Genomic DNA, 24,061 nt, shown 5'->3' with positions numbered 1-24,061 from the left:
GAGAACTCATGACAGCAGTGCAAGATCGGACGGCTCCTCGGTCGTCTGTGCTGGCCCGCGGCGGAGCGACACTCGCCGCAGCCGGCCTCATCGCGGCGGGCCTCGGCCTCGGCGCGACACCGGCCTCGGCAGCCGAATCAACCGTCGAGAACGTCTCGTTCTCATGGCAGGTCAACACGGAGTCCGGCGCAGGTGCGTACTTCGGTGGCTGCAACTACCTCGTCGCGGGTCAGGTCGGCAACGCCGGCTCCTCCCACGTCTGGGCGGAGTCGGAAGGGTTCTACAAGACCGCTGACGGCAACGTCACCGTCACGAAGCCCGACGCGGCCGGCGAGCAGGCTCAGCCGACCTGGGCCACGAAATGCCAGACCCCGGCAGGCGCAAACGTGTCAGCTCCGGCCGGGACGTCCTCCGCGAACCAGGTCAACTTCGCCGGCGGAACGGGCACGGTCGACCCGGACACGGAGTCCGGCACCATCGGCTGGGACGGATCGTTCACGTTCGTCTTCTACGGCGGCATGACGTACTGGTCCGTCTCCGACATCCAGCTCGAGGTCGTCAACGGCGAGGGCACACTGACCGGCACCGCTTCCGGCTACGGCGCGTCGATGGATGACGCCACGATCTGGGAGCCGCTGCCCTCGCGCACCATCGACCTGGCGACGTTCAGCGGCGTCGACCTGACGGCCACCGGTGCGGTCGTCGACGTCGACTACGCCGGCGTCGAGGTCGACACGACCGGCACGCCCCAGTCGCGTACCGGAGCCACCTGGGGTTCGTTCCCGCAGTCGTTCGTCGAGTACAACGAGCTGACCGGCCAGTCCTCCTACTGGTACTCGTCCGGCGGCGCGGCTGACGCGCGCAAGACGGCGAAGCCCTTCTCGGTGGCCTACACGCTCCCCGAGGTCGAGGTTCCCGGCACGCCAGAGGGCAACGTCGATGTCGTCATCCCTGAAGCGGAGATCGTCCCGCCCGTCGACCCAGAGACCGGGTCGTTCTCGTGGGCGTGGGCCGACGCGAACGGCGCCGACCTCGGCACCGCCGCGCAGACGGGTGACAACTTCGTTGCCACGGGCTCGATCAGCAACGTCGCCGTGACCGACACCCGCGCGGGCGGCACGGCCGCGTACGGCTGGACCGTCTCCGGACAGTCCACCGACTTCAGCAACGGCACGGACTCGTTCGGAGCAGAGGCCCTCGGCTGGTCGCCGAAGGTCCTCACGGGCAACCCGGACAACGTCACCGCCGGCGCATCTGCGACGGGTCTCGGCTCGGCGCAGAAGCTCGCCCAGTCGAACGCTGCCGCAAGCGCAACGCTGGGTGCTGACCTCACCCTGTCGGTTCCCACCACCACCAAGCAGGGCGCGTACTCCGCGACCCTCACCATCTCGGCGATCTCCTAGGCGCCGAGGAGTGCGCGGGAGCCCACGGGGCTTCCGCGCACTCGCACCTCGCCCCCCACCACCTCTCGCTCCCACGCGGCCTCACCGCGAGAGCCCCACGTTAGGGACCACATGGCTCTCCCCATCAGCCTCCGTCTCCGCATCCGCGCGACAGCCTCCGTCGTTGTCGCGGCCTCGCTGCTGGCGCTGCTGTCGTCGCTCGCCCCGACGGCGGCGCACGCCGACACCACGCAGCCGCCCGCGTGGAGCATCGACACGGTCGACGGTGATCGCGGATCGGGGCGCGCAAACTTCTCCTACGAGGTCAATCCCGGCGACGTCATCACCGACTCGATCAGCGTCACCAACACCGGCCAGGGTGCGCTGACCCTGACGATCTACGCCGCGGACGCCTTCACGACGGCGACCGGTGCGGTGGACATCCTCGAGAGCGGCGAAGCCTCGGTGGATGCGGGACTCTGGGTCGCGCCGGGCGCCGGCTCGATCTCGCTCGAGCCGGGCGCGAGCGCTGACGTCCCCTTCACGCTCACCGTGCCGGCCGACGCGACCCCCGGTGACCACTCCGCGGCTATCGTCGCGTCGCTGCTCCCAGCCGACTCGGACGACCAGGTGAAGGTCGAGCGTCGACTCGGACTCCGCATCGACATGCGGGTCAGCGGTGCGCTCGCGCCCACCGCCGAGATTCGGAGCCTCGACACGGGCTGGTCGGCGGCGGGCTTCAACCCCTTCGGCGGAGGCACCACCACCGTCAGCTACGAGCTCGTGAACACCGGCAATGTGCGGCTCGCCTCGATGGAGGACCTGCGCCTCAGCGGCATCGGCGGCTCATCGCCGGTTGTGCTCACCGGTGCGGACGTGCCAGAACTCCTGCCAGGATCATCGGTCACCGTCACGCGCGCACTGAGCACCGGGGCCGTTGGCCCGCTCAGTGGGACGCTCACGCTCTACCTGCAGCCGATGGATGCGTTCACCGACGTGCCGGTGGCCGTCACCGCCGAGCTGTCGGCCTTCGCACTGCCCTGGTCGCTCGTCGTGCTTCTCGTCGTCCTGCTCCTCGCCGTCGCGGCCGTCATCTTCTGGGTCTGGCGGCGCCGCCGCCTCGACCTCCTGATGGTGGGCTACGGAGACGACGCAGGACTCGGGGCCGAGAACCTCACGCCGCCGCGCGTGGGCGGTGCGGCAGGTGCCGCGCTCGCACTCCTCGCGGGCGTCGTCCTCGCGCTCGGCGTCAGCCTCGCGGGCCCGACGCCGGCGGTCGCCGAGCCCGCTCCGACCTCGCCATCCGGAGTCGTCGAGGTGACCATCCCAGCGCCGACGGCGGTGCCGACTCCCACGGCAGGCCCTGGCACGCCGCAGACCGCGGCCCCGGCACCGAGCACGGGAACGGGCGGCGGTTCCAACGCGGGCAACGGTTCCGCGAACTCCGGCGGCGGATCCGGCCTCCTCTCCACCGGCAACGAGCCGCTCGCCTTCGCGCTCGGCGTCGGCGCGCTGGCGCTCCTCGGCGGCACCGTGCTGCTCCTTCGTCGCCGGGGACGCACCGGCTGACCAGACCACTCGACCTGCCGCGCATCCCCGACCCGACCAGACACGACCGAGGAACCCATGCCCCTGCCACGCACGCTCCGCCGCTTCCGCCGCTCGACGATCCGTCGCGCCGGCTGGGCGGCGCTCGCGGTGGTGGTCGTGTCGGTGCTGTGGGCCAACGGGTTCCACAACATCGGCACGGCCAATGGCGCGGGCAACGAGCAGTGCGTCTCGCAACCCGTGCAGATGGACCCGGTGGTGCCGGTTCTGCCGTCGGTCACGTCGGCTGAGCTCCCTGATCCGCGCAGCATCGCGGGGCCGACAACCGCGTACACGCAGACGGCGGCCATCAACCCCATCACCGACGCGGCGACCGCGGTGCAGCAGCTGCCAGCCACCCTCACGAGCTCCGATGGCGCGGAGACGACCGTGACCGACACGACGCGCATCCTCGCCATCAACCAGAACGGCGGGCTCGCGGCCGCCGTCATCGGGCTCGGCTTCGGCTGCAACCTCATCGGGCGCGACACCGCCACTGACATCACGAAGCTCATGCCGGGCAACGAGCAGCTGCCGCTCGTGACGCAGAACGGGCACGAGCTCAATGCGGAGTCGATCCTCCAGCTCGCGCCGACCGTCGTCGTCACCGATGCCTCGATCGGCCCCTACGACGTGCAGCTGCAGCTGCGCCAGTCCGGCATCCCGGTGGTCATGGTGCCCATCGCCTACGAGGACGGCATCGAGGGCGTGTCCCCGCAGATCCAGTTCGTGGCGGATGCGCTCGGCGTCCCCACCCTGGGGGAGAAGCTCTCGCAGCGAACACAGGCCGAGATCGGCACGACCATCCAGCAGCTCGGCACGATGGCCCCCACCGACCCGGAGAAGAAGCCTCGCGTCGTGTTCCTGTACCTGCGCGGCAGCGTCTACTACTGGTTCGGCGCAGGGTCAGGCGCCGACTCGATCATCCAGAGCATCGGCGCTCGCGACGTCGCCACCGAGGTCGGCTTCGCGGGCATGTCGCCCACCAACGCAGAAGCGCTTGTCCGCGCCGCCCCCGACGTGATCATCGTCATGACGATGGGACTCGCCTCGGTGGGCGGCATCGACGAGGCCGTCCAGCTGCCCGGCATCGGGCAGACCCCGGCCGGCGCGAACAAGCGCATCGTCGACATGAGCGACTACGAGGTCATGAGCTTCGGACCCCGGTCGGCGTCGGTGCTCGCGGCCCTCGGCACCGCGATCTACGCGCCAGAGCTCGCCTACGCACCGGAGCGCGCCCCCGAGACGGGCCCCGCCGACGACAGAACCGACAGCACAGACGAGAGCGGCGCATGAGCAGAGACGCGAACGTGTCAACGGCAGCACCGCAGAGCGCCGCCCCGGAGCCAGAAACGGGGCAGCCGAAACGTCGGAACCTCGTCGACCGTGTCGAAGAGCGCGCCCGCCCCGAGCCGGTCGCCCAGCCAACGGATGCGCCACCCCGCTCCAAGAAGGCGCGCGCCTCACTGCTCGCGGCAGTCCTCACGACCCTGCTCATCGCCGGCTGCCTCGTCTCGGCGATGATCGGCCAGCTCTACATCCCGCCCCTCGAGGTGCTCGGCTTCCTGCTCAACCAGCTCGGCATCACCTGGCTGCCGGGCCCGAGCCACGAGTTCGGGGCGGCCGCGCTCGCGGAGGTCCGCTTCCCGCGTCTGGTGCTCACCGTCCTCGTCGGGGTGGCGCTGGCGGTCGCGGGCGCGCTCATGCAGGGCATCTTCGGCAACCCGCTCGCCGAGCCCGGCTCCGTCGGCGTCTCCGCGGGCGCGGCCGTCGGCGCGAGCTTCGCGATCCTCTTCAGCCTCACCTTCCTCGGCCCGTTCACGACGCCCACCTTCGCGTTCGTCGCCGGCCTCATCACGACGTTCGTCGTGTACTCGCTGTCCCGTTCCGGCCGGCGCACCGACGTCATCACGCTCATCCTGACCGGCGTCGCCGTCAACGCCGTCTGCGGTGCGCTCATCGCCTTCATCACCTTCAGTGCGCCGACGCAGGCGCGCGAGCAGATCGTCTTCTGGCAGATGGGCAGCATGAACGGGTCCCGCTGGGAGCAGGTCTGGCTCGTCGCCCCGCTCATCGTCGTGGGGTGCATCCTCGCCATCGGGATCGGAAGGCAGCTCGACCTGCTGTCGCTCGGCGAGAAGGCGGCCCGCCACGTCGGCGTGAACGTCGAGCGCGTACGTCTGATCGTCATGATCTACGTGGCCCTCCTCGTCTCCGCGGCGGTCGCCTTCGCCGGCATCATCGCGTTCGTCGGCCTCGTCGTGCCGCACATCATCCGCATGATCATCGGCCCGACGCACCGCCCGCTCCTGCTCTGCTCGGTGCTCGGCGGAGCCCTGCTGCTCACGATCGCCGACCTCGGCGCCCGCACCCTCGTCGAGTACGCCGACCTGCCCATCGGCATGCTGACCTCCCTCATCGGCGGGCCGTTCTTCTTCTACCTGATCCGGCGCAGCCGGGCGAAGGGCGGCGCGTGGTCATGATCGGCTCCATCCTCAGGAACCCCATCCGCAAGCCGCGCGCGACCACCCCGGGCGAGGTGGTCCTGTCCGTGCGCGACGTGAGCGTCGACTTCGGCGAGCGCACCGTGCTCGAGGGCCTCGACCTCGACATCCGGGCCGGCGAGGTGCTCGCCCTGGTCGGTCCCAACGGCGCGGGCAAGTCGACGCTCATCAACGTCATCACCGCCGACGTGGACGCGCGCAGCGGCACCGTCGAGATCGACGGCCTCCCGAGCTACGCCTGGACGAACACCGAGCTCGCGATGCGCCGAGCCGTGCTCCTGCAGCAGGTCGACATCGCGTTCCCGTTCTCGGTCGAGGAGGTCGTCGACATGGGCCGCGCGCCCTGGCAGCAGGTGAGCGAGCGCGAGCGCGACGACCTCATCACGGCCGGCGCGATGCGACGCACGGACATCGACCGCTTCGCCGACCGCCACTACCCGTCACTCTCCGGCGGCGAACGGGCCAGGGCCGCCCTCGCCCGCGTCCTCGCGCAGACCGCCTCCGTCATGCTGCTCGACGAGCCGACCGCGGCGATGGACATCAAGCATCAGGAGATGGTGCTCGACCTCGTGCGCAGCTACGCGAGCACCGGATGCGCGGTCGTCATCATCGTGCACAACCTCGACCTCGCGGCCGCCTACGCCGACCGCATCGCGCTCCTCAGCCGCGGCCGCATCGTCGCCGACGGGCCGCCAGCAGAGGTGCTCACGGCCGAGCGCATCTCGCAGGTCTACGAGCATCCAGTGCACATCCTCGCGGACCCCTTCACCGGGGCACCGATCGTCGTGCCCAAACGCGCATCCACCGGTTCCTCGACCCCCGCCGAAGAAGGGCACCACGCATGACCGCCACCACGCCTCCGCTCACCGCAGCTCGCTGGGTCGCCGCCATCCTGACGGCGCTCGGGCTCGCCCTCGGCGTCACCGCGGTGGGCCTCTCCGCTGCGCCCGCGCACGCGGCCGGCCAGGTGACCATCTCCGGACAGCCCACGGCGGACGGCCAGAGCGAGATCCAGGTGTCCGGCTCCGGATTCCAGTCGGTGCAGGGCGGATTCGGGGGCATCTACGTGCTCTTCGGCTGGGTCGACGACCCGAGCGGCGGCTCGTGGAAGCCAAGTGCGGGAGGCGTGACGGGGGAGGACTACCGCTACGTGTACGACGACGAGACGAACCCCGTCGGCTATCAGCTGTTCGCGGCCTTCCCCGGCGGATCCACCTCCTACGCCGCGAACGGCGGTGAGGTCGCGGCCGACGGCACCTGGTCGGGCACGCTGCGCATCCCTGGCGCCGTGTTCCAGACCTACGATCGCGACCAGAACGCGACCTCCGTCGATTGCAACGCCGTGCAGTGCGGCATCATCACCATCGGCGCGCACGGTGTGAAGAACACGAACAACGAATCGTTCACGCCGCTCACCTTCACTGGAGGGGCGGCGGCCGCGGCGCCTCAGTCTCAGGCGACCACCCAGCAGTCCGAGGCTGCGGCCCCTGCAGCACCCGTCGAACAAGCGCCTCCCGCTGACGCGGCGCCCGTCGCCACGTCCGCCCCCGTCGGCGCGGTCACGCAGAGCACGGCGTCTTCGCAGGGCCTCGGCTCGGTCAGCGACGCACTCGCCTGGCTTGTCGTGCTCGCGCCGGTCCTGCTGCTCGTCGGACTCACCGTCGTCGGCCTCGCCGTCGGCATCGGCGCCTACCTCGCAGCGAAGAGCCTGCTGCTCGGCGTCAACCCGGCGGCCCTCGAGAAGGTGCGCGGGCAACGCGAACGCAAAGCGCTGCAGGAGCGCGAGAAGCAGCGCAGGAAGACGGCGACGGTGCGACTCGCACAGGAGCAACGCGAAGCTCGTGCCCGGCGCAGGCTCGGCGCGGCTGCCGCGCAGCAGGGCCTCGCGAACCTCCCCGCGTCTCCCGCGCCGCTCGAGAACGACAAGCTCGTCGACTTCTTCGCCATGGATGCTCCGACCCCCCGCCACCCGAGCCCACTCGGGGACGCAGCAGCGGAATCGGCACCGGGTGGCCGAGACGCGCCGACGCTCATCCTCTCGAGCGCGACCGGTCGCCGGGAGGACGCACGGTGACCCTCGAATCGCACGAGATGGGCCGCCCGCGGTCACGGCGCCTGCCAGCCCCGGGCATCGGCACGCGCATCCTCGCCGGACTCGGCATCACCGGGCTGCTGGCAGGCTTCGGCCTCATGGCTGCAGACCCGGCGGAGGCGGCGTCGACGCCGATCGCGGGCGTCGACCTGTCCTGGGCGCTGAACGACGAGGTCGGCGGGGGCGCCCACTTCGGCGGCTGCAACTTCCTCTCGGCCGGCGCATCCGGTGACAACGGGAAGTCGGCGGTCTGGACCGACGACAGCCTGTACTCGGCGAGCGAGGGCAACGTCTCCATCACGAAGCCGGACGCTGCCGGCAACCAGGTGCCCGCCACGTGGGATTCCAGGTGCCTCGACGCGGGCGGGAGCCAGGTCGGGACCGGTGTCGGGTCGACGAGCGCCAACCAGGTGAACCTGGCAGACGGCACCGGCTCCGTCGACCTCGAGGCCGGCTCGGCCAGCATCTCGTGGGATGGCGCGTTCACCGTCGTCTTCTACGGCGGCATGACGTACTGGTCGGTTGACGAGCTCACGCTCGAGCTCGAGAACGGCAAGGGCACGCTCACAGGCACTGCCGGCGGATTCGGCGCCGACATGGACGACCCCTCGACGTGGCAGCCGCTGACCGAGCGCACTGTCACGCTCGCCACGATCGACGCGACGCCGGCCGATCTCACCGCATCCGGAGCGACCCTCACCCCCGACTACCGGGGCGTGGATGCAGGGAACGTCGGCACCCCGCAGACTCGCGAAGGCGACGACTGGGGCTCGTGGCCCCAGGACTTCGTAGCGTTCCACGAGGCGACCGGCCAATCGAGCTACTGGTACTCCTCCGGTGGACTTGCCGATCCGAAGAAGGTCGCAGCGCCGCTCACCCTGAGCTTCGACACGTCCGCGAGCGCGACCCCGGTCTACGAGCGGTTGCCGCGAGACTTCCCGGAGGGGGCCGAGCTGCGGTTCGCCAACCTCGGGGTCGACGTCTCCGGGGAGCCCGTGCTGCGGGCAGCCGATGGTGGCGAGCTGGCGAAACTGGGCGGCACCCCCGCTCAGATCACGGCTGGGGCTGGCGTGGGCACCTGGGACGTCAGCAGCCTCGCCGAAGGAGCGCACGAGTTCACGCTCGCCGTCCGCAACGGCACCGCCGAGACACCCATCGAGCTCTCACCCGACCCTGCCATTCGCCTCACCATCGTCGAACCGCTCGGCCCGACGGCCTCACCCGGCATCGCGGTCAGCGACGTCGACGCCAGCTCCTTCACGACCACCCTGACGTGGCCCGCCGCGGGTGGCGGCCCGCCGACCGGCTACCAGGTGCAGCTCACGCACGGCGGCATCGCCGTCGGTGCCGCCCTCCAGGTTCCGGCGGATGCGACGGGTCAAGGCTCCACCATCGTGTCCGGACTCACCGCCAGCACCGAGTACGCCATCACCGTCACCCCGCACCTCGCAACACAGGCGGGCACGCCAGCGACGCAGCAGGTCAGCACCGGCACCCCGCCGACGCCGACCACGACGCCGAACCCCGAACCGCCAGCGCCGACGACACCCCCGACCACCGAGCCGACGACCCCCACCGACGGGGGTGCATCCGCCGAAGGAGCAACCTTCTACTGGGGGCTGAACACGGAAGCGACAAGCGGCGCCTTCTTCGGGGGATGCAACTTCCTCGCGGCCGGCAAAACGGGGGACACCGGCTCGTCACGGGTCTGGAACGCCGACGAATATCGTTCTGCCGACGGCAACGTCACGATCATCAAGCCCAACGGCAGCGACTTCCAGCAGGCGAGCTGGGGCACCAAGTGCGTCGACCGCACGGGCGCCAACGTCTCGACGAGCCGCCTCGGCTCCCATACTGAGTCGCAGGTGCGCATCACCGGTGGTGAGGCGACGCGCTCCGGTTCGGAGCTCACCGTGCAGTGGCGCGGCAGCTTCACGGTCGCCTTCTACGGAGGGCTCACCTACTGGACCGCGACCGACCCGATCCTCAAGGTGGGCGGGGACGGCAGAGGCACCATCACCGCGACGGCCTCCGGGTACGGCGCATCCATGACCGACGCGTCCAAATGGGTGCGGCTCAGCGAGCGCACCATCACGCTCGCGAACCTCACGGGAGTCGATGCCAGCGCCGACGTCATCACGACGACCCCCGACTACCTGGGCGTGTCCTACAGCGGAAGCGGACAGTCGCAGGGAGTGGTCGGCGGCGACGACGGCACGGCGAGCGGGCAGGCGCCCCAGACCGCGCTGAACTCGAGCTACTGGGGGTCGTTCCCGTCGGACTTCGTCGACTTCCAGAAGGAGACCGGGCAGTTCTCGTACTGGTTCACGTCGAACGGCGCCCGGGACGCCTACAAGCCGACGATCCCGCTCACCGTGAGCCTGGCAGGGGACTACACGCCAACGGCGGGCGCGTACAACGCTCCTGCCGCGCCGACGCTCACGCAGAGCAATCCGTCGGGCGGCACGCGTGTCCCGAACCCGGTGGCACCCGCGCCGGCGCCATCCACGACGGCCCCGGCGGTCGGCGCAGCGACGAGCAGCGGGCGAGCGACGCCGTCGGAGACCGGACCGGTCGCCGTCGCGAACGAGGCCTCTGGGCTGCAGATCGGCGAGATCAGCGCGCCAATGGTGCTCGGCGGAGGAGCGGGCCTGCTCGCGGTTGCCGGCTTGAACTGGTCGATCTCCCTGCTCGTGCGCCGGAGGCTCGGCCTCGACCCGCACCTCTTCGGCTAGTCGCGACGCGCGGTGCTGCCCCCGGGCGCAGAGTTGTGGCGAGATGCTGCTGCCGGGCGATCGAACCGCACTGCGCCACAACTCTCTGTGACGCGCGCGGGGGTTGGCGCCGCGAGCCGCGCGTCTGCCGGCGTGCGGCCGAGGCGCGGTTGGGCGCAGGGTTGTGGCGAAGTGCTGTCGTCGTGCGGCGCAGCAGCTCTTTTCCACAACTTCGCGGTGACTCGCGGCGAAACGAGCACCTCGCGGTGACTCGCGGCGAGGCGAACGGCCCGCATCCGAGTGGATACGGGCCGTTCGAGTCGCGCGGTGTGCGGTTGTTCCTAGTAGCGCGCGTCGAGCTCTTCGAAGATGCGCTCGTTGCAGGTGAAGCTCGCGTTCGCCTCGTCGAGGAGACGCGCGATGGCGTCCTCGTCGAAGGCGAGCTCGTCGAGCTGGGTGCGGTACGCCCGCTTGAACGGCACGATCGCTGGGATCTCGGTGAAGTCGAAGAACGTCGCCTCTTCCGCGGGGAGCGTGTACGTGCGGTCGAGCATCACGCGCATGGCCTGGCCGCCCGAGAGGTCGCCGAGGTAGCGCGTGTAGTGGTGCGCGAGGTACCGGGCCGGGTCGGCGGCGGATGCGGTGATGCGGTCCGCGTACTCGCGCGTCGCAGGCAGCTCGCCGGGGAGCGGTTGCGTGAGGCGGGGTGCGAGCGCCGCGAGGTCCGCCGCGATCGACGACGCACGATCGAGCTCGACCGCGGGGATCGCGCCGAGCTGGCCGTGCTCTCGTACCGTGACTGCTGCGCTCTCGAGCGCCGCGTACATGAAGCCGTACTGCTGCAGCAGCGCGGCCCAGGCGTCGATGCCGAGCTCACCGCCGAGGAGCCGTTCGAGGAAGCGCGAACGTTCCGCGCTCTGGTGGGCCTGCGACGTGCGCTCGCGGAGGCGGGCGCTGATGGTCGTCGCGGTATCGGTGACGATGGTCATGGGGATCCCTTCGGGCGGGATCGGTGCGAGGGGGCACACCGAAGACTGGATGAGTCCAGCTTAGGTGACCCTTACTTCCGTTGGGAATCCCCATTGTGCAGAGTTCACTCCTTCGTTACATCCAGAACCGGCCGTGTTCGGTGGCGAAGCGTCGCCCATGTGTGCGAACCCCTCGCGGGCTGCTTGCGGTCGCAGCGTGCGAGTCCATGGCGTTGGCGCCGAAGAGGTGGTCGAGTTCCGCACCGGGGAAGATCGTCTCGACCGTGCTCCCTGCTGCGCGCAGCTCCGCAAGCTGCGCATCCAGGTGCAAGCCCCAATCGGCCGGCGTGAGGCTCTTTCCCGAGAACGGGGGCGAGGACCAGCACCCGAACCGGAACTCCCAGTCTGGGATCGACTCTGCGGGCACCTGGTCCTCGTCGCTGAGCATGCCGCCGACGATACCGGGCACGGTGCGACAAGCCCGGACAGTTTCGCGTCTGCGGTCCTCGCGGGTCTGCGGACGTGCCGCTGAGGAGCGACGTACCCTCGGTCAGATGGACGCCATGCGTGAACCTCTTGAAGCTGCCCTCGACGAGCTGGCCCCCGGTGACGGCGATGCGCTCGCGCGCGTCACGGCGACGCGCGACGCAGCAAGATGGCTGGAGGAGGTTGGACTCGTGGAGGCAGTCGAGCGGGCACGCGCCGGTGGTTCGACCTGGGCGCAGATCGGTGCGGCGCTGGGGGTCACGGGAACGACCGCGACCACCCGGTTCGGAGGCACGCCCGAGGAACGCGAGGCCCGTGCGCAGCAGTCGAGGGATCGAGCCGCGCAGCGCAACCGGGTGGCTTCGGAGGCCATCGGTGCGACGCCGCGCGATGACCTGCCTGGCATCTCGGTTGCCGAGGCCGCGGAGAAGCTCGACGTTCAGCTGGGTACCTTTCGGAGGCGCATCCAGGTCGCCCGTGAGCGGAACAGTGACGCGTTCCGTGCCGCGATCAAGCTGGTCCAGCTCTCACCCAAGCGCGAGGTCATGCGCGTCGTCGACCTCGAAGCGGCGGCACGGATCTAGATGGTCCCGGGGTTTCACCACGTCGAGGTGTGGGTCGCCGACCTGGATGCGGTGCGCGCCGAGTGGAGTTGGCTGCTTTCCCAGGTCGGGTGGATGCTGACCGAGGAATGGCCGGGCGGCCAGTCGTGGAGCGCTGGGTCCGCTTATCTGACGCTCACGACTTCACCGAACATGAGAGACGCGCCGCACGACCGACGCCGGCCAGGGGTGAATCACCTCGCGTTTCGGGGTGGTTCTCCTTCGGCCGTCGACGCCTTGGTAGAGAGCGCTGGAGAGAATGGGTGGCTGCCGCTCTACGCGGAGCGCGCTACCCGCACGCTGGTGGTGAGGATCACTACGCTGGCTGGCTGGAGAACTCGTCGGGATTCAAGGTCGAGGTGGTTGCCAACGAAGGCGTCGCCCGCGCTCCGAGGTAGGGTCAGCCCATGTATGCGCCGGCTTCGAACCTGGCGTGTTGGATGACGATGATGGCGCCGATCTCGAGCCCGACGATGACCGTGATGATGGCGAGCGACCACCACACGGACCTATGTGTGCAGGCCGCTGTGATGGCCGCTGTAGCAAGGCTCACGATCCAGACCAGGAAGTGCGCGACGGCCGCGATGCCGGTCGTGGTGACGGCCTCCTCGTAGTGCCCCTTGGGGACGGTCCAGGTGTCGCTCGAGTTGGCGTAGCCGTAGTAGAGCATCTCGCCGACGCTCAGCCCGAGGAGGACACCGATCACGAGCGTCACGGCCGCCGTGACGAAGGCTATTCCCGTTGCGATGCTCCAGCCGAGGACGGGGCGCCAGACTGTGCCGCGAGGTGGGCCGGAGGTGGCCCGTTGCTGGGCGGATGCAAGAGAGCTCATCGCCACGAATGCTCGAGGAAGGGCCAGACGACCGGAACGGCGATGGCGACCACGGAGAGGAGGAAGAGCATCCCGAACGTGCGGCCGAACGGACGCGGGTCGCTGCTGGCGACGCTGACGGCGGTTCCGATGTACGCGAGCCAGGTGGTACCGAGGGCGAGGATCGTGAGGTCAGCGACTGACTTCGCTTCGCCGTAGTGCAGGGCGGTGGTCGAATGCGGATCACTATCGGCCTCCATGCCGGACCCGTACCTCAGCATCTCGTCGATCCCGAGGCCGAGACCGAGCGCGAGGAACCCGAGAAAGAACACTCCCAGAACCGCGAGCAGGCCGACCTTGCCCTCACCGCTTGCCGCCTGCGCACTCACGCCCGCTCGCGGTAATTCCTCGTTGACCACTGACATGGCACGAGCATAGGTGCAGCCTGGAGATCCCCGTCGGCGAGACGGGGGCTCGCACCCCGTGCTCGTGCAGGATGGGACACATGGAACCCGGCCACTACGACGCGTTCGCCTCTGACTATGCGACTGACAGCGAGCGCAACCTCGTGAACAACCACTACGAGCGGCCGGCGATGCTCAAACTCCTCAGCGACGTACGCGGTGCGCACGTGCTCGATGCCGGATGCGGCGCCGGCCCGCTTGCGGCCGAACTGGCGGCCCGTGGTGCAACCGTCGCGGGCTTCGACTCGAGCTCGGAGATGATCGCGATCGCTCGGCGGCGGCTCGGCGACGCCGTCGACCTCCAGGTGAGTGATCTTGGGAGACCGCTTCCGTACCCGAACGAACGCTTCGACCTCGTCGCCGCGTCGCTTGTACTCCACTACCTCGAAGACTGGGGTCCGGCTCTGACCGAGCTTCACCGAGTGCTGAAGCCCGGTGGTCGGCTGACCATCTCCGTGCATCATCCGTTCGTGTACCGCCTGATGTTTCCGGAGCGGGACTACTTCGCCACCGAAGCGTGGACGTCGACCTCGAACTTCAACGGCACCGAGGTCGAGCTCACGTACTGGCACCGTCCCCTCCACGCGATGACCGATGCCTTTGCCGAGGCGGGCTTCAGGGTTGCAACGGTCGCCGAGCCGCCGTTCGCTGCGGACACGCCAGCGGACCTCATCCCGCCGCATCTTGTTGACCGGACAGCGTTCCTGAGCTTCATCTTCTTCGCCTTGGAGCGGTAAGGGCTCAGCTCAGCCGAGCCCCGCGCGGTCGCCCTACTGCAGTCCGCGCCGCTTCAGCAGCGGCTCGATGGGGGCCGGACCGCCCAGGAGGTCGACGACGAGTGACATCGCATCCCGGGAGCCGCCGGGCTCGAGGATGTTCCGGCGGAACTTCTCGCCAGCGGCGCGCAACCCGCCGTCGAGCTCCGCCTGCTCCGCGAACCAGTCGACCGTCGCCGCGTCGAGCACCTCGCTCCAGATGTAGCCGTAGTAGCCGGCGCTGTAGCCGCCCGCGAAGATGTGCTGGAAGTAGGGGAGCGTGTAGCGCGGCGGCACTGCGGGTAGGTCGAGGCCGTACCGCTGAAGCACCTGCTGCTCGAAGGCTTCGACATCGGTGATCTCGGCGGCCCCTTCCGGCGACAGCGAGTGCCACTCGAGGTCGATGACCGCCGCCGCCAGGTACTCGCTCGTGCCGAAGCCCTCGTTGAACGACGCCGAATCGAGCAGACGCTCGACGAGCTCCTCCGACAGCGGCTCACCAGTCTCGTGGTGCTTCGCGTAGGTACGCAGCACCTGCGGCCACAGCATCCACATCTCGTTGACCTGGCTGGGGTACTCCACGAAGTCGCGGGGCACGTTCGTGCCGCCGAGGCTCGGGTAGTCGACCAGTGCGAACAGGCCGTGCAGCGCGTGCCCGAACTCGTGGAACAGCGTCTCGACCTCGTCGAACGTGAGCAGCGTCGGTGAACCCTCGGCGGGCTTCGGCACGTTGAGCGTGTTGAGCACAACCGTCGGCTCGCCGAGCAGGCGGTTCTGCTGGATCACCGAGTTCATCCACGCGCCGCCGCGCTTGGAGTCGCGCGTGTACAGGTCGAGCGAGAACAGCCCGACCTCGGTGCCGTCCTCGTTGCTCACCTCGTACACCACGGCGTCGGCATGGTGACCTCGCAGCTCGGGCCGATGGGTGAAGGTGACGCCGAACAGCTGGTTGGCGGCGAAGAAGACGCCGTTCTCGAGCACAGCATTGGCCTCGAAGAACGGCCGCATCTGCGAGGTGTCGACCGCGTAGTCGCGGGCGCGCACCTTCTCGGTGTAGAATGCCCAGTCCCACGGTTCGAGCGCGAAGCTCGGCTCGCCGATCGCGGCCTGCTCGGCGTCGATCGTGGCCTGGAGCACCTCCTGCTCGCTGCGCGCGTTCGCGGCGGCCGGAGTGGAGAGCTGTTCGAGGCGCGCGCGAATCGCGGATGCGCTGCCCGCGGTCGACTTCGCGGCCGCGGCCTCAGCATGGTTCTCGAAGCCGAGGAGTCGGGCTCGTTCGGCGCGCACGCGCACCATCTCGAGCGCCGTCGCCCGGGTGTCGTAGTCGCCGCCGCGGCTGCCACGAGCAGACGAGGCCTCGAAGAGCTTGCGACGGGTCTCGCGGTTCGTGAGCGTCGAGAGCAGCGGGTGGCCAGTGAAGAGCACGAGCGAGATGAGGTACTTGCCGGATAGTCCGCGGGCCTCGGCCGCGGCGGATGCCGCCGAGATGGCGCTCTCGTCGAGACCCGCGAGCTCTTCGGCCGAGTCGACGACCAGGGCCAGCGCATTGCTGTCGGCCTGCAGCTTCTGGTCGAACTGCACCTCGAGCTCCGCCAGGCGACCGTTGAGCTCACGCAGGCGAGCCGACGACGCGTCCTGGAGGCCGGCACCCGCGAGACTCGCGTTGCGGTGCAGTTTCTCGACGAGGAAACGCTGCTCTTCGGTGAGCTCGGCTTCCTCGCGGGCGTCGAACACCGACTGGATGCGCGCGAACAGCGCGCGGTTGAGCGTGATCGAGTCTTCATGCGCCGTCAGGCGCGGCCCGATCTCCGCCTCGATCGCGTCGATGCCGGGGGTCGCGTCGCCAGAGCTCAGCGTGAAGAAGACGGCGGCGGTGCGCTCTAGCAGTTGGCCGGAGCGCTCGAGCGCTTCGACCGTGTTCGCGAAGGTCGGCGCCTCGGTGTTCGCCGTGATCGCCTGGACCTCCGCGAGCTGCTCCGCCATGCCAGCCTCGAACGCTGGCAGGAAGTGCTCCTCGCGTACGTCTCCGAACGGCGGCAACTGGAAGGGAAGCGCGCTGGGAGTGGCGAACGGGTTCTCGGCGTCGAGCTGCACGGTCTGGGTCATGCTTCCAACCCTAGGCGCGACCACCGACGCGGCACGCGCATCCGCTGTCAGCGGAAGCCGCGTGAGGAAACCGCGCCGCGCACGTGCGCTCACCCAGGGCTGGATCGTGGTCGTTCTCCGGCGATCTTGACGACCATAAGTCCGCCCTCGACACCGGGGCCAGAGCGGAAGCCGCTAGGCGCGGGGCGCCGGCTCCGGGAAGAGATCGTCGTCATCCTCGTCTTCGTCGAAGACGTCGTGTTCGTGCGAGTCACCATCGGCGATGCCCACGCCAGCGCCGACCGGCTCCTCGGCACCGCTCACGTGAACGGAGCCGTCGCCGCGGAGGGCGACCCGCGGCCCCCGCTCGAGCTCTGCGACAGGCCGCCCCTCGAGCCAGGTGAGCGTCCACCACAGCTTCGAGACGTCGTCGACCGTCGAAGAGAGAACATGCTCCTCGGCGGAGCACACCTCCAGGAACTCCGGGTACTTCTCCAGCGAGCGCGGCGGGGCGGAGCCCGCCCGCCACCGCTCACCGATCAGCACGTCTAGCCCTCGTTCTGCTGACGCGACTCGACGGAGATCTCGAAGCGGACCTCGTCGCTGCGGCTGCCCATGCGGGCCGACTGCTGTAGACCCACCTCGTCTTCGGCATCGACGAGCCACGAGATCGCATCGAAGCCACGCTTCGCGGCCGCCGCAAACACGGCACCGAGCAGCTCCTCGTTGACGGCGCCGCGGTTCGAGTCGGCACCCGAGTACTTAGCCTCGATGTTCAGCACCGTGCGCGCGCCGCGGATGTCGAGCCGTTCGCGGAACAGCACGTACCCGCGCGGCTCGCCCTCGACGAACGCGATCATGCCCTCGAGATTCCCGGTCTTGCTCGCGACGTGACGCCAGACGCCGAGCGCACGGCCGTCGTTCGAGCTCTCACCGAGCGCATCGACGTGCTGTGCGAACAGCGGCTGCCAGACGAAGTAATCGGTTGGGCCCATGGCCCGCACCTCGATGCTGGGGCGCGCCGCGGCACGGTCCCGCGTGCGCTTGCGGGGCTTGGCGTTCTCAGGAACTGTCATGCCGGCCCTGACTCCTCTTCTGTCACTGACGTCGCTGCACTCAGACTTGGGGGAACCCCCAGCCTACGACGACGCCTCGGTCTGCGGGGCGACGAGCAACTCGATATCGCGGACCTCGAGGGTCTCCGCGACCTCGAAATCGAGCTGCTCGATGCGGCCGACGTGGCGGAGATCCGCGGAAGCGAGGCGAAGCAAGGCCACCGACTCCTCGGGAGCCGCGATGACCGCACTGGCGACCGGCGTCTTCTGAGAGGCCTTCGCCGCGGTCTTCGCGCCGCGGATGCTCGTGAGGGCGGTGCTCGTCAGCGCGAGCAGCGAACCGTCCTGGTCGCCGGCCGCCGTGAGGTCGGCGGCGGTGGGCCAGGCTGCGGTGTGCAGCTCGGAGTCGTGCCACCACGACCACGACTCGGCGGTCGCGAACGGGATGAACGGCGCGAAGAGGCGCAGGAGCACGTCGATCGCGGAGCGCATGGCGGTGACGGCGGAGGCCTGGGCCGCCGCGTCGTCGCCTGCACCGTACGCGCGCTCCTTGACGAGCTCGAGGTAGTCGTCGCAGAACGTCCAGAAGAACGTCTCGGTGACTTCGAGCGCGCGAGCGTGGTTGTACTCGGAGAACGCCTTCGTCGCCTCACCGACGACTCGGTTCAGCTCGGCGAGCATCGAGCGGTCGAGCGGCTCGGTGACCTCGCCCACGTGGTCGCCGTAGCCGAGCACGAGCTTCGACGCGTTGAGGACCTTGATCGCGAGGCGTCTGCCGATCTTGATCTGCGTCGGGTTCTTCGGGTCGAACGCCGCGTCGGTGCCGAGGCGGCTGGAGGCAGCCCAGTAGCGCACGGCGTCGGAGCCGTGGGCCTCGAGCATGTCGGCGGGAGTGACGACATTGCCCTTCGACTTCGACATCTTCTTGCGGTCGGGGTCGACGATGAAGCCGGAGATCGTGGCGTTCGACCAAGGCGCGACGCCGTGCTCGAGCTGCGCACGGAGCACGGTCGAGAAGAGCCAGGTGCGGATGATGTCCTGGCCCTGCGGGCGAAGGTCGTAGGGGAAGACGAGCCCGAAGAGCTCCTCGTCCGACTCCCAGCCACCTGCGAGCTGCGGTGTGAGGGAGGAGGTCATCCAGGTGTCCATGACGTCGACCTCGCCGAGGAACCCGCCGGCCACGCCGCGCTGCGCCTCGGTGTAGCCGTTCGGCACGTCGGACGACGGGTCGACGGGCAGCTGCGCCGCATCCGGCGTGATGGGCGACTCGAACTGCACTTCGCCATCGGCGTCGATGGGGTACCAGACGGGGATGGGCACGCCGAAGAAGCGCTGGCGCGAGATGAGCCAGTCGCCTGAGAGGCCCTCGACCCAGTTCTCGTAGCGCACGCGCATGAAGTCGGGCCAGAACGCGATCTCGCGGCCGAGCTCGATGAGGCGGGCCTTGAGGGCGGGGTCGGTCGCCCCGTTCTTCACGTACCACTGGCGCGTGGAGACGATCTCGAGGGGGCGGTCGCCCTTCTCGAAGAACTTGACGGGGTGCTGGATGGGCTTGGGGTCGCCGACCAGGTCGCCGGACGCCTGCAGCAGCTCGACGACCGCCTTCTTGGCGCTGAACACGGTCTTGCCGGCGAGCTCGGCGTAGGCGGCCTTGCCCGCTTCGCTCGTGATGGCCTCGGGGGCATCTGCGATGAGGCGGCCGTCCTTGCCGAGCACGGTGCGGTTGGGGAGCTTCAGCTCACGCCACCAGATCACGTCGGTGACGTCGCCGAAGGTGCAGATCATCGCGATGCCGCTTCCCTTGTCCTTCTGCGCGAGGGGATGCGCGAGCACGGGCACCTCGACGCCGAAGAGGGGCGTCGTGACGGTCGAGCCGAACAGCGGCTGGTAGCGCTCGTCGTCGGGATGTGCGACGAGGGCCACGCATGCGGGGAGGAGCTCTGGGCGGGTGGTCTCGATGAAGATGGGCTCGCCGCCCTCGCGCGCGAAGCCGATGCGGTGGTAGGCGCCCGGCTGGTCGCGGTCCTCGAGCTCGGCCTGTGCGACGGCGGTGCGGAACGTGATGTCCCACAGCGTGGGCGCCTGGTCCTGGTAGGCCTCGCCGCGCTGGAGGTTGCGGAGGAAGCCGAGCTGGCTCTTGCGGCGCGAGGAGTCGTCGATCGTGCGGTAGCTCTGCGTCCAGTCGACGGAGAGCCCGAGCTGGCGCCAGAGCTCCTCGAAGGCCTTCTCGTCCTCGATGGTGAGCTGCTCGCACAGCTCGATGAAGTTGCGGCGGGAGATGGGCTGCTGGTCGGCGGCCTTGATGCTCTTGCCGTCGCCGCCCTCGTGCGGGGGAGTGAAGTCGGCCTCGTAGGGCAGCGACGGGTCGCAGCGAACCCCGTAGTAGTTCTGCACGCGGCGCTCGGTGGGGAGGCCGTTGTCGTCCCAGCCCATGGGGTAGAAGACGCGCTTTCCGCTCATGCGCTGGAAGCGCGCGACGACATCGGTGTGCGTGTACGAGAACACGTGGCCGACGTGCAGCGAGCCCGACGCGGTCGGCGGAGGCGTGTCGATCGAGTAGATGTCGTCGCGCGTCGCGCCGTCGCGGTCGAAGCGGTAGGTGCCGGAGGTCTCCCAGCGTTCACCCCACTTGGCTTCGAGGCCCTCGAGGACGGGCTTGTCTGGAATGCCCTGAGTCGAGGAAGAAGAGAGAGAAGAGGGCGAGCTGGACATGCACACTCCGTGTCGATGTGGGCGGCACCGAGTCTGGGGTGCCTGTTGTGAACCCATCCAGGGTAGCGGCTTCCGGGGTGGCGCGGGTTGCCGGGCGGGTCGCCTGCGAGGGCAAGGAAAAGCCCCTCAAGGGCGCATCCTTGAGGGGCTCAGCTGCGAACACCGGGGTTCGAGCTGCCAGGAGTTGTGCGCCCCTCCGCGCCACGCGCGCGCGGAGGGGCACAGCTTGCGGCGAGTGGTCGGAGTCCCGCTCGCCGCCGTTGGTCAGGCCCGGATGGGGGCCTTGGTCTGGGTCGTGGTGGAGGCGGCGGCCGCGTCCAGTGCCGCGCGCACGGCGTCGAGCTCCGTGTAGAGCGTCGCGGGAACCTTCTCGCCGATGCTGTCGAAGTACTCGCGCGTCACGCCGACCTCCACGAGCCACGAGGCAGGGTCGACGGTGAAGATCTCGTCGAGGGCTGCCGGGTCGAAGCCCTCGAGGCCCGAGATGTCGATGTCGCTGGTCACGGGCAGCTGGCCGATGGGGCTCTCGATCGAGTCGGCACGGTTCTCGAGCCGATCGATGATCCACTTCACGGCGCGCACGTTCTCGCCGAATCCTGGCCACAGGAACTTGCCGTCCTGGTCCTTGCGGAACCAGTTGACCTGGAAGATGCGCGGGGCCTTGTCGCCGAGCTCGGCGCCGGTCTTGAGCCAGTGCCCCCAGTAGTCGGCCATGTGGTACCCGGCGAAGGGTTGCATCGCGAACGGGTCGCGGCGCAGGATGCCGACGGGTCCTTCCGCCGCGGCGGTCTGCTCGCTCGCGAGCGTCGCGCCGAGGAAGCAGCCGTGCTTCCAGTCCTTCGACTCGAAGACGAGCGGCACGTTGCTCGCCCGGCGGCCGCCGAAGAGGATCGCGTCCACCGGGACGCCGTCCGGGGCCTCCCAGGCGGGGGAGAGGGTCGGGCACTGTGAGGCGCGAACCGTGAAGCGGGCGTTGGGATGCGCGGCCTTGGTCCCCGATTCGGGAGTCCAGTCGTTGCCCTGCCAGTCGATGAGGTGCGCGGGCGCCTCATCGGTCATGCCCTCCCACCACACGTCGCCGTCGTCGGTGAGCGCGACGTTCGTGAAGATGGTGTTCGTCGTGATGGTCTCCATCGCGACGGGGTTGGTGTCGTAGCCGGTGCCTGGGGCGACTCCGAAGAAGCCGAACTCGGGGTTGATGGCGTTGAGGCGACCGTCGGCGGCCTTGCGCATCCACACGATGTCGTCGCCGAGCGTCTCGACCTTCCAGCCGTCGAGCTTGGGCTTCATCATCGCGAAGTTCGTCTTGCCCGTCGCCGACGGGAAGGCGCCCGTGAGCGTGTAGGTCTTGCCTTCCGGGCTCGTGACCTGGATGAGGAGCATGTGCTCGGCCATCCAGCCTTCGTCGTGGCCCATGGCCGAGGCGATGCGCAGCGCGAAGCACTTCTTGCCGAGCAGTGCGTTGCCGCCGTAGCCGGATCCGTACGAGATGATCTCGCGCGTCTCGGGGAAGTGGGTGATGTACTTCGACTCGTTGTGCGGCCAGGCCACGTCCGGGCGGCTCGTGCCGTCCTCGAACTCCAGCGGGAAGCCCACGGTGTGCAGGGCCTTGACCCAGTCGCGACCGGGGGTGAGGTGCTCGAGGGCGCCGTCGCCGGAGCGCGTCATGAGCGCCATGGACAGCACGACGTAGGGCGAGTCGGTGATCTCGACGCCGTACTGCGTGATGGCGCCGCCGAGCGGGCCCATCGCGAACGGCACGACGTACATGGGGCGGCCACGCATGGAACCGTCGAAGAGACCGCTGAGCTCGGCCTTCATCTCGGCAGGCGCGCGCCAGTTGTTCGTGGGCCCTGCATCTTCTTCCTTCTCCGAGCAGATGTAGGTGCGGCTCTCGACACGGGCGACATCGCCGGCGTCCGAGCGGGCAAGGTACGACCCCGGGCGGAGCTCTTCGTTGAGCTTGATGAGCGTGCCTGCTTCGACCATCTCAGCGGTGAGGGCGTCGATCTCGGCCTGCGATCCGTCGCACCAGACGATGCGGCTCGGCTTCGTCAGTGCCGCGATCTCGCGCACCCAGTCGTTGACTTCCGGGTTCGCTGCCCGCTGCGGGATGTCGAGGTGGTCGTGTGCGTGTTCAGTCATTTCGAAGCTGCTTTCACTGTTCTGCATGCCGGCGTTCTCCGGCCAGCATGCGTACATGGCGTCGTACCCCCAGTGTCGACCTGCTGGGGTTGCCCTGGGATTGAGATTGGCGGAGAAAAATGGCAAAATTTCACACATCAGCAATTCAAATGCCCGGAGGCACCCATGAGCGGACTCGGTCCTTTCCCCGCTGCGCAAAAATCATCAGCAACCAAAGGGAAAGGTGGCGCCGTGGACTCCCTCCTGCTCGGGCGGCGCATCCGCTACTACCGCAAGGAGCGCTCGCTCACACTCGAGGCCCTCGGCGAGAAGACCGGCCTGCTCGCGAGCCAGCTGTCGCTCATCGAGAACGGCAAGCGCGAGCCGAAGCTCTCCGTGCTGCAGCAGCTCGCCGACGCCTTCGACGTCGAACTCAGCGAGATGCTCGCCAACACGCCACCCGACGACCGCTCACGCCTCGAGATCGAGGTCGAGCGGGCACAGAGCTCGTCCGTCTACCGGGAACTCGGTCTGCCGCGCATCCCCTCGACGAAATCGCTCTCCGACGAGGTGCTCCGCGCGCTCGCGGGCATGCACAGCGAGATCGTTCGCCGCCAGACCGAGGCGAGCGCGACCCCGGAGGAGGCTCGCCGGGCCAACACTGAGCTGCGCCTCGCGATGCGGGCGCACGACAACTACATGCCGGACCTCGACAAGCTCGCCGACGAGCTGCTGAGCCGCGTCGACCACACCCGCGGCGCCCTCATGCACCACTCCGTGGGCAAGATGGCCGACCACCTGGGCTTCCAGCTCATCTACGTCAACGACCTCCCACGGTCGACGCGCTCCATCACCGACCTCGAGAACGGGCGCATCTACCTGCCGCCCGCCTCCATCCCAGGTGGCCACGGGCTGCGCGCCATGGCGCTGCAGGCCATGGCGCACCGCGTGCTCGGGCACCGACGTCCCGAGGACTACGCCGACTTCCTTCGCCAACGCCTCGAGATCAACTACTTCGCGGCGGCCTGCCTCATGCCGGAGGCGCGCTCCGTCGCGTTCCTCCGCGACGCGAAGGAGCGCCGCGACATGGCCGTCGAGGACTTCCGGGATGCGTTCGGCGTGACCCACGAGGCCGCAGCGCTGCGCATGACGAACCTGCTCACCTCGCACCTCGACATCAAGCTGCACTTCCTGCGCGTCGACGACAAGGGCTCCATCTCGAAGGCCTACGAGAACGACGGGCTGCCGCTGCCGCAGGACGTGACCGGTTCGGTCGAGGGCCAGTTCGTGTGCCGCAAGTTCTCGGCGGTCAGCTCCCTCGCCCGCACGAACCGCACAACGGAGACCTACCAGTACACGGACACCCCGGCCGGCACCTTCTGGTGCTCGACGCAGACCGGGCACGCCGACGCTGGCGAGTTCTCCATCACGATCGGGGTGCCGTTCGACGAAGCCCGCTGGTTCCGCGGACGCGACACCAAGCAGCGCGCATCCTCGACCTGCCCGGACGGCGCGTGCTGCCGGACGCCGAGCAGCGACCTGAGCGAGCGGTGGGCGGCGAAGGCCTGGCCGAGCGCCCGCGTGCACGCGCACGTCTTCTCGCCGCTCCCGACCGGCGACTTCCCGGGCGTCGACCAGCGCGAGGTGTTCGAGTTCCTCGAGCGCCATGACATCGACGCCGACCGGGCGACCGCAGACGCCTAGAGGCGACCCAGGTGAC

General features: G+C 69.2%; 19 protein-coding genes and 1 pseudogene. 11 read left to right on the top strand and 9 right to left on the bottom strand.

The genetic code is table 11. The annotated features are described in order from the left end of the window. Positions 1 to 8 precede the first annotated feature (8 nt). The 7 genes from C5C17_RS09235 to C5C17_RS09205 all read left to right on the top strand — a co-directional run bounded on the left by C5C17_RS09235 (position 9) and on the right by C5C17_RS09205 (position 10,300). Entirely contained in the window at positions 9 to 1,403 is a 1,395-nt protein-coding gene (locus C5C17_RS09235; protein ID WP_104253096.1) for an HtaA domain-containing protein, read from the top strand. 111 nt (positions 1,404 to 1,514) lie between these two features. Then, positions 1,515 to 2,951: a WxL protein peptidoglycan domain-containing protein gene (locus C5C17_RS09230; protein WP_104253095.1), complete on the top strand. Its 1,437-nt coding sequence runs from the start codon at positions 1,515 to 1,517 to the stop codon at positions 2,949 to 2,951. A 57-nt stretch (positions 2,952 to 3,008) separates the two neighbouring features. After that, on the top strand, positions 3,009 to 4,265 hold the full coding sequence (locus C5C17_RS09225; protein ID WP_104253094.1) for a hemin ABC transporter substrate-binding protein: 1,257 nt from the start codon (positions 3,009 to 3,011) through the stop codon (positions 4,263 to 4,265). Further along, positions 4,262 to 5,452 carry an iron ABC transporter permease gene (locus C5C17_RS09220; protein WP_104253093.1) on the top strand — a complete coding sequence of 397 codons (1,191 nt, stop codon included), beginning with the start codon at positions 4,262 to 4,264 and terminating at the stop codon, positions 5,450 to 5,452. Before C5C17_RS09225 ends, C5C17_RS09220 begins: the two co-directional genes overlap by 4 nt. After that, positions 5,449 to 6,318 (top strand): heme ABC transporter ATP-binding protein, encoded by an 870-nt coding sequence (locus C5C17_RS09215; RefSeq protein WP_104253219.1) that lies wholly within the window; start codon positions 5,449 to 5,451, stop codon positions 6,316 to 6,318. The genes C5C17_RS09220 and C5C17_RS09215 overlap by 4 nt, the downstream gene beginning before the upstream one ends. Continuing rightward, complete coding sequence (locus tag C5C17_RS09210; protein ID WP_104253092.1) at positions 6,315 to 7,547, top strand: hypothetical protein; 1,233 nt, start codon at positions 6,315 to 6,317, stop codon at positions 7,545 to 7,547. Before C5C17_RS09215 ends, C5C17_RS09210 begins: the two co-directional genes overlap by 4 nt. Then, on the top strand, positions 7,544 to 10,300 hold the full coding sequence (locus C5C17_RS09205; RefSeq protein WP_104253091.1) for a fibronectin type III domain-containing protein: 2,757 nt from the start codon (positions 7,544 to 7,546) through the stop codon (positions 10,298 to 10,300). Before C5C17_RS09210 ends, C5C17_RS09205 begins: the two co-directional genes overlap by 4 nt. A gap of 320 nt (positions 10,301 to 10,620) precedes the next feature. On the opposite strand, the gene C5C17_RS09200 is transcribed toward C5C17_RS09205, so the two are convergent. Together C5C17_RS09200 and C5C17_RS19080 are read right to left on the bottom strand one after the other, a co-directional pair. Next, positions 10,621 to 11,268 carry a heme oxygenase (biliverdin-producing) gene (locus C5C17_RS09200; protein ID WP_104253090.1) on the bottom strand — a complete coding sequence of 216 codons (648 nt, stop codon included), beginning with the start codon at positions 11,266 to 11,268 and terminating at the stop codon, positions 10,621 to 10,623. A 115-nt stretch (positions 11,269 to 11,383) separates the two neighbouring features. Then, positions 11,384 to 11,695, bottom strand: a complete 312-nt coding sequence (locus C5C17_RS19080; RefSeq protein ID WP_146079121.1) for a hypothetical protein — start codon at positions 11,693 to 11,695, stop codon at positions 11,384 to 11,386. Positions 11,696 to 11,801: 106 nt separating this feature from the next. Between C5C17_RS19080 and C5C17_RS09190 the strand changes: the two genes are divergently transcribed. Together C5C17_RS09190 and C5C17_RS18920 are read left to right on the top strand one after the other, a co-directional pair. Then, the gene (locus C5C17_RS09190) at positions 11,802 to 12,317 is read left to right on the top strand and encodes a hypothetical protein (protein WP_104253088.1); all 516 of its coding nucleotides are present in this window, start codon (positions 11,802 to 11,804) and stop codon (positions 12,315 to 12,317) included. Next, positions 12,318 to 12,733, top strand: a pseudogene (locus tag C5C17_RS18920) (VOC family protein). 2 nt (positions 12,734 to 12,735) lie between these two features. On the opposite strand, the gene C5C17_RS09180 reads toward C5C17_RS18920, so the two are convergent. After that, positions 12,736 to 13,167 (bottom strand): hypothetical protein, encoded by a 432-nt coding sequence (locus C5C17_RS09180; RefSeq protein ID WP_146079119.1) that lies wholly within the window; start codon positions 13,165 to 13,167, stop codon positions 12,736 to 12,738. After that, positions 13,164 to 13,571 (bottom strand): hypothetical protein, encoded by a 408-nt coding sequence (locus tag C5C17_RS09175; protein ID WP_146079118.1) that lies wholly within the window; start codon positions 13,569 to 13,571, stop codon positions 13,164 to 13,166. The genes C5C17_RS09180 and C5C17_RS09175 overlap by 4 nt, the downstream gene beginning before the upstream one ends. A gap of 80 nt (positions 13,572 to 13,651) precedes the next feature. Here C5C17_RS09175 and C5C17_RS09170 point away from each other — a divergent pair, with 80 nt between their 5' ends. Next, on the top strand, positions 13,652 to 14,347 hold the full coding sequence (locus C5C17_RS09170; protein WP_104253085.1) for a class I SAM-dependent methyltransferase: 696 nt from the start codon (positions 13,652 to 13,654) through the stop codon (positions 14,345 to 14,347). A 33-nt stretch (positions 14,348 to 14,380) separates the two neighbouring features. Here C5C17_RS09170 and C5C17_RS09165 read toward each other — a convergent pair whose 3' ends face one another. The 5 genes from C5C17_RS09165 to C5C17_RS09145 all read right to left on the bottom strand — a co-directional run bounded on the left by C5C17_RS09165 (position 14,381) and on the right by C5C17_RS09145 (position 22,362). Continuing rightward, on the bottom strand, positions 14,381 to 16,471 hold the full coding sequence (locus C5C17_RS09165; protein WP_104253084.1) for a M3 family metallopeptidase: 2,091 nt from the start codon (positions 16,469 to 16,471) through the stop codon (positions 14,381 to 14,383). Between the two features lie 174 nt (positions 16,472 to 16,645). Continuing rightward, positions 16,646 to 16,996 carry a hypothetical protein gene (locus tag C5C17_RS18595; protein WP_181028534.1) on the bottom strand — a complete coding sequence of 117 codons (351 nt, stop codon included), beginning with the start codon at positions 16,994 to 16,996 and terminating at the stop codon, positions 16,646 to 16,648. 2 nt (positions 16,997 to 16,998) lie between these two features. Then, positions 16,999 to 17,526, bottom strand: a complete 528-nt coding sequence (locus C5C17_RS09155) for a hypothetical protein (protein ID WP_104253083.1) — start codon at positions 17,524 to 17,526, stop codon at positions 16,999 to 17,001. Between the two features lie 63 nt (positions 17,527 to 17,589). After that, positions 17,590 to 20,217 (bottom strand): valine--tRNA ligase, encoded by a 2,628-nt coding sequence (gene valS / locus C5C17_RS09150; protein ID WP_104253082.1) that lies wholly within the window; start codon positions 20,215 to 20,217, stop codon positions 17,590 to 17,592. 264 nt (positions 20,218 to 20,481) lie between these two features. Beyond that, positions 20,482 to 22,362, bottom strand: coding sequence for a phosphoenolpyruvate carboxykinase (GTP) (locus C5C17_RS09145; RefSeq protein WP_258066114.1), 1,881 nt, complete (start codon positions 22,360 to 22,362; stop codon positions 20,482 to 20,484). Positions 22,363 to 22,593: 231 nt separating this feature from the next. Between C5C17_RS09145 and C5C17_RS09140 the strand changes: the two genes are divergently transcribed. Beyond that, on the top strand, positions 22,594 to 24,045 hold the full coding sequence (locus C5C17_RS09140) for a helix-turn-helix transcriptional regulator (protein WP_244296336.1): 1,452 nt from the start codon (positions 22,594 to 22,596) through the stop codon (positions 24,043 to 24,045). The last annotated feature ends 16 nt before the right edge of the window (positions 24,046 to 24,061 follow it).

It is taken from the genome of Pseudoclavibacter sp. RFBA6 (assembly GCF_002931575.1).
GTDB classification, from domain to species: domain Bacteria; phylum Actinomycetota; class Actinomycetes; order Actinomycetales; family Microbacteriaceae; genus Pseudoclavibacter; species Pseudoclavibacter terrae.
The sequence above is the reverse complement of the archived record's forward strand: the minus strand, read 5'-3'. Positions and strand labels throughout refer to the sequence as shown.